General features: G+C 46.0%; 9 protein-coding genes. 7 read left to right on the top strand and 2 right to left on the bottom strand.

Annotated features, from left to right (window positions below; all coding sequences use genetic code 11):
* Positions 1-229: 229 nt before the first annotated feature.
* From NDI35_RS23330 to NDI35_RS23310, 5 genes are all read left to right on the top strand, one after another.
* Positions 230-1,858, top strand: coding sequence for a hypothetical protein (locus tag NDI35_RS23330; RefSeq protein ID WP_445314797.1), 1,629 nt, complete (start codon positions 230-232; stop codon positions 1,856-1,858).
* Between the two features lie 78 nt (positions 1,859-1,936).
* Complete coding sequence (gene arsM, locus NDI35_RS23325) at positions 1,937-2,905, top strand: arsenosugar biosynthesis arsenite methyltransferase ArsM (protein WP_445314796.1); 969 nt, start codon at positions 1,937-1,939, stop codon at positions 2,903-2,905.
* Positions 2,906-3,157: 252 nt separating this feature from the next.
* Positions 3,158-4,591 carry a site-specific DNA-methyltransferase gene (locus NDI35_RS23320; protein WP_445314795.1) on the top strand — a complete coding sequence of 478 codons (1,434 nt, stop codon included), beginning with the start codon at positions 3,158-3,160 and terminating at the stop codon, positions 4,589-4,591.
* A complete protein-coding gene (locus NDI35_RS23315) occupies positions 4,572-5,570 on the top strand; it encodes a type II restriction endonuclease (RefSeq protein WP_445314794.1) in 999 nt (332 codons plus the stop codon). The genes NDI35_RS23320 and NDI35_RS23315 overlap by 20 nt, the downstream gene beginning before the upstream one ends.
* Before the next feature lie 180 nt (positions 5,571-5,750).
* Complete coding sequence (locus NDI35_RS23310; protein WP_445314793.1) at positions 5,751-7,391, top strand: thioredoxin-like domain-containing protein; 1,641 nt, start codon at positions 5,751-5,753, stop codon at positions 7,389-7,391.
* A 338-nt stretch (positions 7,392-7,729) separates the two neighbouring features.
* Here NDI35_RS23310 and NDI35_RS23305 read toward each other — a convergent pair whose 3' ends face one another.
* Both NDI35_RS23305 and NDI35_RS23300 read right to left on the bottom strand, forming a co-directional pair.
* Complete coding sequence (locus NDI35_RS23305) at positions 7,730-8,530, bottom strand: circadian clock KaiB family protein (protein ID WP_445314820.1); 801 nt, start codon at positions 8,528-8,530, stop codon at positions 7,730-7,732.
* Between the two features lie 68 nt (positions 8,531-8,598).
* A complete protein-coding gene (locus NDI35_RS23300) occupies positions 8,599-9,867 on the bottom strand; it encodes a type IV pilus twitching motility protein PilT (protein WP_445314819.1) in 1,269 nt (422 codons plus the stop codon).
* A gap of 305 nt (positions 9,868-10,172) precedes the next feature.
* On the opposite strand from NDI35_RS23300, the gene NDI35_RS23295 reads away from it, so the two are divergent.
* Both NDI35_RS23295 and NDI35_RS23290 read left to right on the top strand, forming a co-directional pair.
* Entirely contained in the window at positions 10,173-11,570 is a 1,398-nt protein-coding gene (locus NDI35_RS23295; RefSeq protein ID WP_445314792.1) for an amidase, read from the top strand.
* 297 nt (positions 11,571-11,867) lie between these two features.
* Positions 11,868-14,600 carry a Vgb family protein gene (locus NDI35_RS23290; protein ID WP_445314791.1) on the top strand — a complete coding sequence of 911 codons (2,733 nt, stop codon included), beginning with the start codon at positions 11,868-11,870 and terminating at the stop codon, positions 14,598-14,600.
* Positions 14,601-14,681 lie beyond the last annotated feature (81 nt).

The raw sequence follows: 14,681 nt of genomic DNA, 5'->3' as shown, positions 1-14,681 counted from the left end.
CCATTAACTTTACAAAACTCAAAGATAAAGTAATTTAGCAATACTCATTTGTAGATAGATGTTTTGGAAAAAGACTGCGGGAATTAAGAGTGGGAGAGGATGAGTTGCCCGCTGCTGCCTCAATCCGGCTTCCTACGCGGCTTTGGAATTCATGAGGTAGAATTCCCCAATACTAAATTCATTTTTGGGCTATAGTTCCCTATGAGAAGGCTTCTAGGAGTATCGTTGCGTGATTGGGATCAATTGGCACAGAACGGTTGTGGGCAGGCTGCTGGCATTGTTCGCAGTAGCAGTATTAATTTTGGGTTTAGCAAGTTGTGGCGCCGGCCATCCCGAATTGCCCAAATCAGGGAACAAGAGCGGCTCAGCTACCGCCCCAGTAAACAGAATCTCAGAGGTTTCTCCCCCAGAAGCCATTCAACAACTGCGTCAGGCTCTAGAAATCTACCAGCCTCAAATTAGTATTTTGAATCCAAAACCTGACGAAGTGCTTCAGGATATAAATGTGTCTGTTCAGTTCCAAGTGAAGGACTTGCCCATTTTCAAAGATGCAAACTTGGGTTTGGGCCCCCATCTGCAAGTTTTATTAGACAACCAACCTTATGCAGCAGTTTACGACATCCACCAACCTTTAACGCTCTCCGACTTAGAACCCGGAACCCATACCCTGCAGGTGTTCGCCGCCCGCCCTTGGGAAGAAAGCTTTAAAAACGAAGGTGCCGCAGCTCAAACCACCTTTCACGTTTTTACCAAAACAGACGACAATAATCCCGATCGAACATTGCCCCTATTAACGTACAACAGCCCCCAAGGCAGCTACGGGGCAGAACCCATCCTGCTCGACTTTTACTTGACAAATGCCCCCCCCCACGAAGTGGCGCAAGAAAATTCCCAAGATGAAATACTCGATTGGAAAATTCGAGCCACAGTCAACGGCCAAAGCTTTGCGATCGACCAGTGGCAACCTATATATCTTAAAGGATTCAAACCAGGGAAAAACTGGGTACAGCTAGAATTAATTGACGAACGGGGAAATATCGTCAAAAACGCCTTTAATAATACAGTCAGACTGATAAATTTCCAACCGCTCGGCCAAGATCCTCTTTCTAAATTAGTGCGGGGCGAACTAACAGCAGCAGAAACTCGCGGTATAGTCGATCGCACCTACCAAGCCCCCCAACCGACACCAACCCCAACCCCCGAACCGACACCGACACCTGCATTAGAAAAAACACCAGTTGTCCCACCCTCACCAGCGGTTCCAGAAACCCCTGTTACCCAACCGAGGTTAGAGCCAACAGTCGCTCCCGAAGTTGCTCCGATTCAAGTAATAGAACCGACACCGACAGCAACTCCCCAACTCGAAGCGCCGAAAATTGTAGAACCAATTCAAGTAATAGAACCGACACCGACAGCAACCCCCCCACTGGAAGCGCCAAAAATTGTAGAACCAGTTCAAGTAATAGAACCAACACCGACAGCAACTCCACAGTTAGAAACCCCGAAAGTTGTTGCACCAGTTAAAATAATAGAACCTACCCCAACAGCATCTCCCCAAACAAAAAAACAGGAATATAAAGGATACTACAATCGGTTCCGCAACTTCTTGCGTGAAGAACCCCAACCTGCTAATCCTTCAGTGCCACCAACCCTCCCAGAAATAACAGGAAAAGCTCCAGTACCAAAAGTAGTCGCTCCCGCGATACCAGAAGAGTCTCCCAATCTTGTACCGCCAACGCCACCAGTTGCCGCTGAAACTCCTAGCCAGCCAACCACCGAATTAGCAGATCCCAAAACAACTGTTTCCGAACCCGAAAATCCGCCCAAATCCGAACAAAAAGTCGAATTTGCCACCTAAAAAAATATTTCTGGGCTTCGTGGCATCGGCGTTTCGCCCTTGCTCTATCTGCAGTTAAACATTAAAGGACACTAAAAAATGACCTACCTCGAAACAGCAGCCAAATTCTACAGTGATGTTGCCGAAACACCCCAAATCGGACTTTGCTGCGTCCAAAGCAGTCCCTTGCAATTGCCGGGATTAAAAATTCCCGAACAAATGCAAGAAATGAATTACGGCTGCGGCACAACCGTTCACGCCGCCGAACTTGTCGGCAATCCCTTCGTGCTTTATGTAGGCGTCGGCGGCGGATTGGAAGCACTACAATTTGCATATTTTTCTAGACATAAAGGAGCGGTTATTGCCGTCGATCCGGTTGCAGCAATGCGAGATGCGGCTGCCCGAAACCTGCAAATAGCCGCCCACGAAAATGATTGGTTTGATCCGAGTTTTGTAGAAATTTGTGAAGGCGATGCTTTTGCGTTGCCGGTGCCGGATGCTTCTGTAGATGTTGTCGCCCAAAACTGCTTGTTTAATATCTTTGAACCAGCGGATTTAGCTAAAGCATTAAAAGAGACTTATCGGGTGTTAAAACCGGGTGGCAGATTGTTGATGAGCGATCCGATCGCAACTCGACCCATTCCGCAGCATTTGAAGGAAGACCAACGCTTGCGGGCTTTGTGTTTGTCCGGTGCTCTGACATACGCAGAATACGTTCAACACCTTGTAGACGTTGGTTTTGGGCAAGTGGAAGTGCGGGCGAGAAGGCCTTACCGATTGCTGGACAAACACAATTATCAATTGGATGCGGATTTGCTGTTAGAAAGCCTGGATTCGGTGTCTTTCAAAGTGGATGTACCGGATGACGGAGCTTGCATTTTCACTGGCAAGACGGCGATTTATACGGGTTCTGAAGAGCTGTTTGATGACGGGGCAGGCCACGTTTTGCAGCGGGGAGTTCCAGCGGCTGTCTGCGATAAAACTGCTGGGAAGTTGGGGGGATTAATGCCCGATAAGGTGTTAATTACGGATTCGACTTGGCATTATAATGGCGGCGGTTGCTGTTAGATTTTGTGTGGTTAAGTCGATCGCAAGTGCGATCGGCCACAAAAAAATTAACGGTGTATTGGTGATACTGGAACATAACAGCCGGGAAAACCCAGGATAAAATTGGGGTTCAGCAAGAGGGGCGAATTTCTGAAGCGGTTAATTCTCTGGTTCATCAGAGAGAATTAACCAGGGTGGCGACATCTGGCCGTTCTTTGATTGGAGATACTGGTATACTACGATCGACAGTTAGTTATTTAATAATTTGTAGTCATGGTAAATATGTCAAGCATCTCCAACATGGCCTCTGAAGTGGAAAGTGACTTTCTGGGAGAGATTGATAACCTTGACAGGCAATTACACGATCGCTTTCAAGACAAGTTTGTAGTCCAGCCCTCGCTTACCCGACTTTTGGTTAGTTTTCAGGCTAACAAAACTAGACCCATTTATAGGTGGTACAAGTATAAGGAAGCTTTCTCCGCTTCTCTGGTAGAGTTCTTATTCCAAAAATATCAAGTCATTCAAGGCAAAATTTTAGATCCTTTTACAGGTAGTGGAACTGCTTTATTTGCTGCTAGCGACTTGGGAATAGATGGTGAGGGGATTGAATTATTACCTATTGGTCAACATATAATTAATACCAAAATTCTTTTAGACACTGCCTTCACTATTGATGATTTTCAGCGGCTAAAGACATGGTTTAATTTGCAAATATGGAAACAATTTGAAAACCCAGTCACTCTGCCAGAATTGAGAATCACTAAAGGGGCTTACTCCGAAGAAACTAAAAGAGCTATTGAGCAATATCTTGGAGCTTGTTATCAAGAAAATACGAAGGTTCAATCAGTTTTAATCTTTACTTTACTGTGTGTTTTAGAATCCGTAAGCTATACACGCAAAGATGGACAGTATCTTCGTTGGGATTACCGTTCTGGTCATGGACAGTCAAAGAAGTCCTTCAATAAAGGTGAGGTTCTTGAGTTCAGTCAAGCTATTACCCAAAAATTTAATGAACTTGTTAACGACTTAGAACCTCCTACACAACAACTGGAGCTTTTTCAAACTCAGAATAATCAAGGCAAAATTAATTTGCATCAAGGTTCTTGTCTGGAGATAATGCCCGATTTGCCGGACTCTACATACGATGCAATCATCACATCTCCACCCTACTGTAATCGATATGACTATACTCGCACCTATGCACTAGAGCTAGCTTTACTAGGAATTTCTGAAAAGGAATTAATTAATCTGCGTCAGGAAATGCTAAGTTGTACGGTCGAGAACCACCCAAAAAATTTGTTGGCTATCAATAAGGATTGGGAAGTAGCTTTAAGTATTGCTAATTCGCAAACTCTGTTGCAGGCTATCTTAAGATATTTGGACAGCCAAAAGTCACAGGGCGTATTGAATAATAATGGTATACCCAGAATGGTAAGAGGATATTTCTATGAAATGGCTTGCGTAATACAAGAAAGCTTTCGTATCCTTAAACCTGGGGCATTTTTGTTTATGGTTAATGACAATGTGCGCTACGCAGGTATAAGCATTTCAGTGGACATGATTCTTTCTGATTTTGCTGAAAAACTAGGCTTTATTACTGAAAATATTCTCGTCTTACCAGGTGATAAGGGGAATAGTAGTCAACAGATGGGAAATTATGGACGCGCTCCTTTGAGGAAGTGCGTTTATGTATGGAAAAAACAATAACTCGAAACCTATGTGTGTTTATCGTAACCATCTTCAATCCAGTGACAATCTTGTCACAACCTATGAAGACACTCGTGCGGGTTTTGTTGCACTTGCCCTTGAAAAAAATCGACGCGCTACACCTTACGTCGCCCAAGCAAGAGCACTTCAAGAAGCTGCTGGTCAAGCTGACAGTCCTGCTGATTTGTTAAATGTTAAGGGCATTGAAATGGGATTGTTGACTGCGGCAGGATTATCGGACAAGTCTCTTGCTCATTTGATGCCAAATGATAAAATTGAAGCTATCAATGGTCTAATCAGGAATTTTCTTGAGCCAGCAGGCACAAATTTTGTGGAGGAATTGGTCTTTAGATTTCTACTGACTCGTGGTGACACGCTTGGTGGCTCAATGCGTAATGTTGGCGGAGCATTGGCACAAAGAAAACTAACTCGTGCTATCCTCTCGACTCTCACTATTGCTGGTAAGAGATATTACTGGCAACACTCAAAGACAAAAAAGTGGATATCCATGACAAATGATGACACAGAAATTGAGTTGTCTTTACGTGGGATAAGTTGGGAGAGCGAGCTGGGTAATCGCACATTGATTTATAACCTAACTGTTCCGCTAGTCAGGAGCAATGTGGATTTATGTTTATTTAATCTTGCCCCGACGGAGTTGGTAGCCAGTCAATCCAGCGCAATTGACCCATCTATGGTGGCACCTTATGTTATTGCATTGGGCGAACTTAAAGGCGGAATCGATCCTGCAGGTGCAGATGAGCATTGGAAAACGGCACAAGCGGCACTAAATCGCATACGCGAAGCTTTTTTCCGGGTTGGACATTCACCTCTGACTTTCTTTGTGGGTTCAGCGGTGGCGACAAGGATGGCGGGTGAAATTTGGCATCAACTGGAAAACGGGACTCTCACTAATGCTGCCAATCTGAATGAGGAGAATCAAGTTGCATCTATTTGTCGTTGGTTATGTAATTTATAAAAGCAAAAACCGTTTTGACTCTGTGTCTGTTTTAACATCCGCCGTGACCCCCCTCTTGTGCCACAGCCATCTTGGCTGTCTCCAAAAACCCTGATTTAATCAGCTTTCTTCCCATCCTGCCAAACTTCCCGCTAAATTAAAGAAGTAAAAAAATCATTCACATACTACCCAGGAGATGCCATGCCTCGCGTCAGAGCACCAGAATTCCCCGGAAACTACCCCTGGTTAAACACCGAGAAACCTTTATCCATTGAATCCTTAAAAGGGCGCGTCGTCCTCCTCGACTTCTGGACGTACTGCTGCATCAACTGCTTGCACGTCCTCCCAGACTTAAAATACCTCGAACAAAAATATAAAGATTCCCTCACGGTTATCGGCGTTCACTCGGCTAAATTTGAAAACGAAAAAGAAGTAGAAAACATCCGCCAAGCTATCCTCCGCTACGATATCGAACATCCGGTAATCGTTGACAGCGGCATGAAAGTTTGGCAAAGCTACGCTGTTCGCGCTTGGCCGACTTTAATGGTGATCGATCCTGAAAGTTATGTCGTTGGCTTTGTTTCCGGCGAAGGCAATAGAGAAGCACTTGACGAGTTAGTTGGCAAGCTAATTGCTGAATACAAAGATAAAAATGCACTCAACTTTAAACAACTCAGTTTTCGCTTAGAAAAACAGCGCAAACCTGTATCAACACCCCTGGCTTTTCCCGGTAAAGTGCTGGCATTTGCGATCGCTGCAACGGAGGCAAAACAGCTTCACCAACAGGTCGCGCTTTTGGGCGAAATGACTCAGGAAAATGAATCTGTAGATGAAACTGTATTGCCAGGACCTGCTAATTCAGTCATACAAAACTTAGTCGGTTCTTGCTTATTTATTGCCGATTCCGGCCACAATAGGATTGTTGTCAGCACCCTCGAAGGTGAGGTGCTGCACGTCATCGGTAGTGGCAAGCCGGGTTTAACTGATGGGGACTTTGAAGAGGCTGAGTTTTTTGCACCTCAAGGTATGGCTTTTGATGCAGAAAGTCAAATTCTATATGTTGCTGATACGGAAAATCATGCTCTCAGAAAGATTGATTTTACGACTCAACGGGTAGAAACAATTGCTGGTACGGGCGAACAAAGTCACGAAATTTCACCCCGCAGCGGCAAGGGTTTAGAAACGCAATTAAATTCGCCTTGGGATTTAGAAAGAGTTGGAAATAGGCTTTTTATTGCAATGGCGGGTTCCCACCAAATTTGGGAAATGCAGTTAGACACTGGCACGATCGGCACTTATGCGGGTATTGGCCGAGAATCCTGTGTTGACGGAAGTCTTGCAGAATCTGCTTTTTCTCAGCCCAGCGGCCTCGCTACGGATCGATCGGAGTTGTTTGTTGCCGACAGCGAAATTAGTTCGATTCGTGCTGTGGGTATAGATGAAGACCCGAAGGTGCGAACTGTTTGCGGTAGCGGTGAATTGTTTGGTTTTGGGGATAAAGATGGTCGCGGTGATGAGGTGAGGTTGCAGCACTGTTTGGGTGTTGAATACGCTCAAAATTACCTCTGGGTGGCTGATACTTACAATCACAAAATTAAGCGGATCGACCACCGGGGCGGTACGTGCAGAACAATGATTGGAGATGGTACAGCAGGTTTGGTTGATGCTAAAGGTCTCAAGGCTCGATTTTTTGAACCTTCAGGGTTGAGTGCGATCGGGCCTCATTTGTTTGTTGCTGATACGAACAATCATGTAATTCGGAGAGTAGAGTTGGATACGCTGGAAGTCACAACTTTGGATTTCCTCAGTTTGTGCCCTCCCGATGTTTGTTTGCCTGAGTAAACCGATCGACCTTTTTGACATCAGGCACGGTTCTCAATTCTCCTGATTGCCAGATTGATGGTGGTAAAGTAGGGTGCTCTTCGGCGCACCTTACCACAATTTTTCAGGCAAGTAAGTTACCCTAATTATTCCCGGTGAGTGCATTGCCTTACCCGCAATTGAGTGCTGGATGCAGAACCTCTATATTTAGGGTGTACGACCCAAGAATACCTGACCGATAAAGTAGAACGCCCAACCACTTTTTGCGTCCAGGACTTAATTGCTAGATGTTCTTAATTCCAGGGCTACTCAAAATGCGATCGCCAGTAGTAAATAATCGCAAAAATCCTCGACCCTATCTAAAATTCCGAATAGCTCAGCAGCCGCACTATTTTTTCATCATCGTTCAATTCCCCGACAATTCGTCGCACCGGTTTCGGCCAGATTTTAATCAAAGTAGGAGTTGCTGAAATCTGATCTGCCTCAGCTTGGTCTGGATGTTTCAAAACATCAATTACTTTTAAAGTGTAGGGACGATCGAGGCATTGCTCTAAAAACTGGTGTAAAGTTTCGAGGGTGCGTTCGGTGCTGGGGTTGCTGCCGGAAACAAACAGACGCAAAACGTACCCTTGAGTTTGTGGCGGTGGGGTAAGTGCTGTTGGTTTAGGAAGCCGAGCCTGCTGCGATGGCGGAAAGCCCAATGAAGTTACGATCGAAGTGCTCCAGTCCGATCGAGCTTCGGGGCTGGCATACTGTACAACTAAGTCGTGATTTTCCCAAAGTTCGGGGAATTCTTCGTGATAAGTAGCAATCGCCATCGGTTCGCACATTTCTTCGCTCCGGGGATGCCACACTAAGTCGCCAGTCCCAAAAATGGCGTTCAGCAGCGTTTGATGTCGCAGCACCGGGGGGTAAGCCTCGGCAGCAACCCGCACCTGCCGATCGCCTGGATCGAGCCAGGAGTCAACGGTTGCCGTGTAGCAAGGTATCAGAAAATGCGGCGGTTCCGACAAACCGAGGATCTCCTGTAGAGCTACGCACAACTGCAAATGCCAGCGAGTTTGCTTGTGGGGGTCTATGCAATAGATTAAGTCTCCCCCTGGTGTAAACAGCGCAATACCTTTGAAAATTTCTGGCAAAATCGGGCGATCGACTTTCAATTCACTACACCAATAAAAGTTAAAAGTTAACACTTAACTGTTAACTTTTAACTGTTAACACTCGACCTTTACACTCGACCTCGGAGCATCTGAGCCATTTCGTTCGGGAACGGCGAGTTCTCTACACAAAGTTCTTCAGTAATCCGACCTTCTTGATAAAGGCCGTAGAGCGACTTATTCATCGTCGTCATGCCTTCATAAGTATCTTTGATCATGATTTGATTGATTTCCTCATTCTGGCCCTTCAGAATGTATTCCTTAACCACGTCGGTATTGATCAAAACGTCGTGGAAAGCAGCCCGCTTCCCGTCTGTGGTTTTGCACAGCAGTTGAGCAATAATTGCCACTAGGGATTCGGAAATTGAAACCCGTATGGCCTCCTGTTCTTCCGGTCCGAACATATCCAGAATCCGGTTCAGAGTTTTAATCGCACTGTTGGTGTGCAGGGTTCCTGCAACTAAGTGACCGGTCTGAGAGGCTTTGAGGGCGATTTCCACTGTCTCTCTGTCCCGAATTTCTCCTACTAGCATCATGTCCGGGTCTTGCCGCAGAGCGCCTTTGAGAGCGTTCATAAACTTCAGGGTGTGCCTGCCAACTTCCCGGTGCTTGATCAAGGATTTTTTGCTTTCATGTACGAATTCTACCGGGTCTTCGATCGTGATGATGTTGTACGCTTTATGCTTATTGATGTAGTCGATCATCGCAGCCAAGGTGGTAGATTTGCCCGAACCTGTCGGGCCTGTTACCAAAATCAGCCCTTTGTGGTATCCACATATTTTTCTAAAGACCTCCGGCAGTTTCAATTCCTCCAGTGTCATTATTTTGGCAGGAATTAGCCGCAGCACCATTGCCGGGCCCGCCAAGGAGTCCATGCAACTGATCCGAATGCGGACGAAGCCGAAGTCGAAAGCGCCGTCAAAGTCTAGGGTTTTTTGGAAAATTTCAATTTCTTCATCGCTCATGCACTCCCGCAACCAGCCAAAAAACGTATCTAAATCGGTCGGTGGATAGCCGATGTCGGCAATCTCGCCCCGCGTGCGGAAGCGGGGAACTTCGTTTACTCCGAGGTGAAGGTCGGATACTCCTTCTTCTTTGGCTCGGATTACTAGCTCTTTCAAACTCGGAACTCCGCCGCTGCTAGAAATCGGGTTTTTAGGTGTGGCGAAGGATTGCGGCGGCGGTGCTGGTGCTGGTGCTGGTGCTGGTGCGGGCGGCGGTGCGGGCGGCATTCCTGCTGCTCTGGGGGGCATCCCTGGAGCTGGAGGGCGAGGTATTCCTGGCAGTGGGGGAGCTCCGGGTACGGGCGGGCGAGGAGCTGGCGGATGCTGCTGTGTCATATGCGCTACCTTAAGTTGGTGAGAAGGCTGACTCGAACAGAGGATTTGTGGGAGTTGGACAATGCCGATCGCCATTGTGCGGCTCTTGCACAAAAGCTTAACTGTTCTCCTCAGTCTATCGCAAGATCAGTTTCTACTGGTGCAATACAAAGGAAATATTCTGCCAATAGGAGGATGCGCTCACTCTTGATCTACGACCAAATAGGGATTTTCCACATTTTTGGATAAATTTTTTAATGGAAAGAGTTTTCCGCACTCAAACAGTATAAATTGATACTTCATCCAATTATTAAGGACTTAAACCGATGAATTCTGTCGATCGGGCTTTTACTCCAGCTCTGGAGTTGGCGGAGTCGATCCGCACCCTGGAAGTGTCGCCTTTAGAAATTGTCAATCTCTACTTGGAACGGATTGAGCGATTAAACCCTGAGCTGGGCAGTTATTTTACAGTAACGGCCGAGCGGGCGATCGCCCTAGCTAAATCTCAAACCGAAAAACTAGCTGGGTTAAACAAGCCACAGGAATTGCCACCTTTTTTCGGAGTGCCGATCGCCATTAAAGACTTGACACCAGTGACCGGCGTTCCGTGTACATACGGGACTCAGGCTTTGCTGGGTAACATCTCTGCCTACGACGAGTCAGTAGTATGGCGGATCAAAGCAGCGGGATTTAACATTCTGGGGAAAACAGCAACCTCTCAAATTGGCTCATTACCTTACACCGAACCAGAAGGTTTCCCACCGGCGCGCAATCCCTGGAATTTAGACTATACGCCCGGAGGTTCCAGCGGTGGCTCAGCGGCGGCTGTAGCAGCCGGTTTGTGTGCGATCGCCCAAGGTTCAGACGGCGGCGGTTCGATCCGAGGCCCAGCTTCCTGCTGCGGTTTAGTGGGCATTAAACCATCGCGGGGGCGAGTTTCCTGGGCACCTGTCGGAGATTACCTCAGCGGCATTTCTGCTAACGGCCCACTGGCGCGCACAGTAGCTGACGCCGCCGCACTTTTGGATGTAATGTCAGGCTACACAACGGGCGATCCATACTGGCTACCAGATTCAAATCCGACGTTTCTAGAGGCTTCCCGTCAAAAGGTGGACAAACTGCGAATTGCGTTTTCTACGACTATTTCCCCTGTGGGCGAGGCGGAGGCTATCTGTCAGGAAGCCGTACTCGAAACCGTCAATTTACTGACAGATTTGGGCCACAATGTCGAACCGGGATGCCCGGATTTTACGGGTTTAATCGAACCGTTTACCGCAATTTGGCAGTCTGGGGCGGCGGCAAGTGGCATTCCAGGCCCTGCTTTGGAACCGATGAATCGCTGGCTGTTGGAAAGAACTATTTCCGCTGGGGAATATTTGCGGGCGGTGAATCAAATGCAGGTGATTTCACGGCGGATCGTGGGATTCTTTGAAAAATTTGATGTATTAGTTTTGCCGACTTATATGCACTCGCCAATCCGGGTTGGGGAGTGGGCGGATTTGAGTTTTGAAGAAACTTTGCAGCGCATTATTAATTGGGTAGCTCCTTGTCCGCCATTTAATGCTAGTGGTTTGCCTGCGATCGCCCTTCCTGCCATTTTAGATAACAACGGTTTGCCCGTGGGAATTCAAATTATCGGGCGACCGGCGGCGGAAGCAACTTTAATTGCTTTAGCGGCGCAGATGGAAGCGGCGAAACCTTTCCCGGTTTTAGATTTTAAATAGGGAAGAGCAAGGGATAAAAGCACGTCTCCCTTTTTTAGGGGTATGCCAAATCAGGATTTGTGCGCGGGGAACTAGAAATCCGGTTTTTGGCATAAATTTCTATTGACTGTTGACTGTTTGACATTTGAACAATACCGATGCAACGGCAAACGAGAGGCTTGAGAAAGAGGACTAATTTAAGGTTTAATTCGGATAAAATATAAGGTACTTCTTATTAAACTACTTGACTTTTGGGGGAAAGAGTGTAAAATTTAGTCAAATTCATTCCAGGTCGCGGGTGTATCTAAAAAAAAGCTTATGTTTAACACAGCAAGACTGTTTGAAGAAAATCAGATTCCGGGAAATGTTGCGGGTTTTTCAGCGGAAATACTAGACTTATTCAATAATTCAGATAGCTTAAATCGTATCGGCAAAATTGGCGTCGGCGATACCAATGGTTTATTTGATACCAGCTACGATTTGACTCAAAAACCAGATTGGCCGGCTGCTGCGACTGGTAGTGCGATCGACCTTTTTGAGGCCTTCACCCACTTCGGTCTCCAATCGTCAGGAGGCGACAATCTTAAAGTTGATAGTAGTCTAAAATCCCAGAGCGCTGTCTCGACTAAAGGTGAGATAGACGAACTGACAGGGATGGCTTTACCTGTGGGTGAACTCACCCTATCCCAAACTTCTTCCCTATTTTCTGATGAAAAGTGGGCTTTCAATTTAAAAGATTACACCATCGAGCACCAAGGTTTAAACACCCTAAACCTCAAAGTTGGTTACGGGTTAAAACCGGGAATTACCCCGAACGAGTATCCCGATTTTGTGCCCATTTACCAAAGCATTGATAACTTCCTAGTTAACTACCCAAACGAAACAGATTTTTGGGAAATTGTTAACAAAAACTTGACGGAAAAGGTGCTTAATGAAAATCCGGTACTGACAGATGTTACGATTCAACTTGAAGTTTTGCCAACGGAGATATTGCCCTACGCTCGCGCCAGTACAGTTTTCCGCAGTCAAGGCAAAATCACAGAAGATTGGAATTTTTCAGTCAAAGACTACGCAATCAATCACCAAGGATTAAACACGCTCAATCTCGATGTCAATTACCAGTATAAGCCAGGAATCGCTCCCAATGAATATCCCGATTTCGGGCCAATATATAATAGCATTGATAACTTTTTAACCACATATCCGAACGAAACAGATTTTTGGGAAATTGTTAATAAAAACTTGACTCAAAATATCCTCACCGAAAATCCTGCCTTGGCGGCAATTAAGATAGATTTAAACGTTTTGCCAACCCAAAACGTACCCTACAACCAAACGAGCAAAGTTACTCGCACTCAACCCAGCAATCCTCAAGGAACTTTCCTTGTTAGCAACACCAGGGGAAATAATGTACTTCGGTTTGACGGCAATACCGGCAATTTGCTAGGCGAATTTATTCCACCGGGAAGCGGCGGTTTGTCCAATCCAGATACGATCGTTTTTGGGCCAGATGGCAATGGCGATGATCAGTCGGACATTTACATTACTAGCGGCGACAAGCCCGGAAATTCGGGAGAACCAACAGCATCTGCGGTATTGCGGTATGACGGAATTACTGGCGCATTTATTGACAAGTTTGTCGGCGATAATCCGAACACGGCGGTCGATGAAACTGGCGGATTGTTTCGCCCTTACGGTTTAGCTTTTGGCCCTGACGGTAATTTTTATGTCAGCAGTTTTTTGAGTGACCAAATTCTCCGATATAACGGCAAAACAGGACAGTTTATTGATGTATTTGCTTCGGGAAATCAGCAAGCGGGAGGATTGAATGGCCCGAACGGTTTACTGTTTGCTCCTGACGGCAATTTGTATGTGACAACGCAGGGGAGTGTGGCGAGCAACGGTCAACCCGATTTTAGCGCGAGTTTCCCCAGTCAGGTGCTGCGTTACAACCCGCAAACCCGGCAGTCAAGTATCTTTGCTTCGCCCGATCCTTCGCCTCGGAGTCAGGGATTTACAAGTCTTTTGGGAATGGCAATCGGGCCGGCTGACGGCGACCTTTATGTCAGTGATTTTGCTAACGATATCAGGCGCTACAATTTAAAAAGTGGGGAATTGGTCAAGGTTTTATCTACCAATTATACGGATACTTCGCCCAGTAGCAATTATGTAGGTAGTTTGGCCTTTTCGCCGATCGGCAATTTGTTTGTAGTGGGCTTTGACAACCGCGCTAATGCTAACGGTGCCGGCGCTGTTTTGCGGTATAATGGCAAGACTGACGAACCGCTGCCAATATCGGGAAATCCTGGGTCGAGTAACAGTTCTATTTTTGTCCCTCCCGACAGCAAGCTACAGCGTCCAATAGGAATTGCTTTCTTTCCGTCCGATGCTCAACTGACGCAGAAATGGAATTTTACAGTGGCAAATTACCCCATTAATCATCAAGGGTTAAATAACCTGAATATTGATGTAAATTATAAGTACAAAGACGGGATTCAAAATTATCAGTATCCTGATTTTGTGCCTATTTACAAGAGCATTGACAATCTTTTAGTTAACTACCCGAATGAAACAGATTTTTGGGAAATTGTCAACAAAAATCTGACCGAAAAAGTGCTTGCTGACAATCCGGCAATTTCGTCTGTGACGGTTAATTTGGATGTTTTACCGACGAACCAATTGCCTTACGAGCGCAGCAGTACCGTTACTCGCACTCAAGATGGTAAATTAGGCGAAGCGTGGAATTTCAAGCTTCCTAATTACTCGATCGATCACCAGGGTTTGAATAACCTCAATATTGATGTCAAATATCAGTACAAACCAGGAATTACGCAGGCTGAGTATCCCGACTTTGTGCCGATTTACAAAAGCATCGACAGTTTCTTGACTAATTATCCCAATGAAACGGATTTCTGGGAAATTGTTAATAAGGGTTTGGCGCAAAAACTGCTAGCCGAAAATCCGGCTTTGGATTCGTTGCAAATTAATCTGGATGTTTTGCCGACTAACAGATTGCCTTACGAGCGAGCTAGTATTGTGTCGATCGCTTAGCCTATCATTGAAAATTAGATGGAAAAATCTTGACAACAAATACATACTTAGCTACCGTAAGGGTACGGTTAAGTACGTTGC

Source organism: Microcoleus vaginatus FACHB-2002 (assembly GCF_040004035.1).
GTDB classification, from domain to species: domain Bacteria; phylum Cyanobacteriota; class Cyanobacteriia; order Cyanobacteriales; family Microcoleaceae; genus Microcoleus; species Microcoleus vaginatus_C.
This window is presented reverse-complemented; position numbering and strand designations above follow the sequence as displayed.

What these genes read in the sequence shown, in the direction of transcription:
- NDI35_RS23315 (WP_445314794.1), top strand. Translation starts at nt 4,572, where the DNA reads ATGTATGGAAAAAACAATAACTCGAAACCTATGTGTGTTTATCGTAAC.
- NDI35_RS23300 (WP_445314819.1), bottom strand. Translation starts at nt 9,867, where the DNA reads ATGACACAGCAGCATCCGCCAGCTCCTCGCCCGCCCGTACCCGGAGCT.
- NDI35_RS23295 (WP_445314792.1), top strand. Translation starts at nt 10,173, where the DNA reads ATGAATTCTGTCGATCGGGCTTTTACTCCAGCTCTGGAGTTGGCGGAG.
- NDI35_RS23290 (WP_445314791.1), top strand. Translation starts at nt 11,868, where the DNA reads ATGTTTAACACAGCAAGACTGTTTGAAGAAAATCAGATTCCGGGAAAT.
- NDI35_RS23320 (WP_445314795.1), top strand. Translation starts at nt 3,158, where the DNA reads ATGGTAAATATGTCAAGCATCTCCAACATGGCCTCTGAAGTGGAAAGT.
- arsM (WP_445314796.1), top strand. Translation starts at nt 1,937, where the DNA reads ATGACCTACCTCGAAACAGCAGCCAAATTCTACAGTGATGTTGCCGAA.
- NDI35_RS23310 (WP_445314793.1), top strand. Translation starts at nt 5,751, where the DNA reads ATGCCTCGCGTCAGAGCACCAGAATTCCCCGGAAACTACCCCTGGTTA.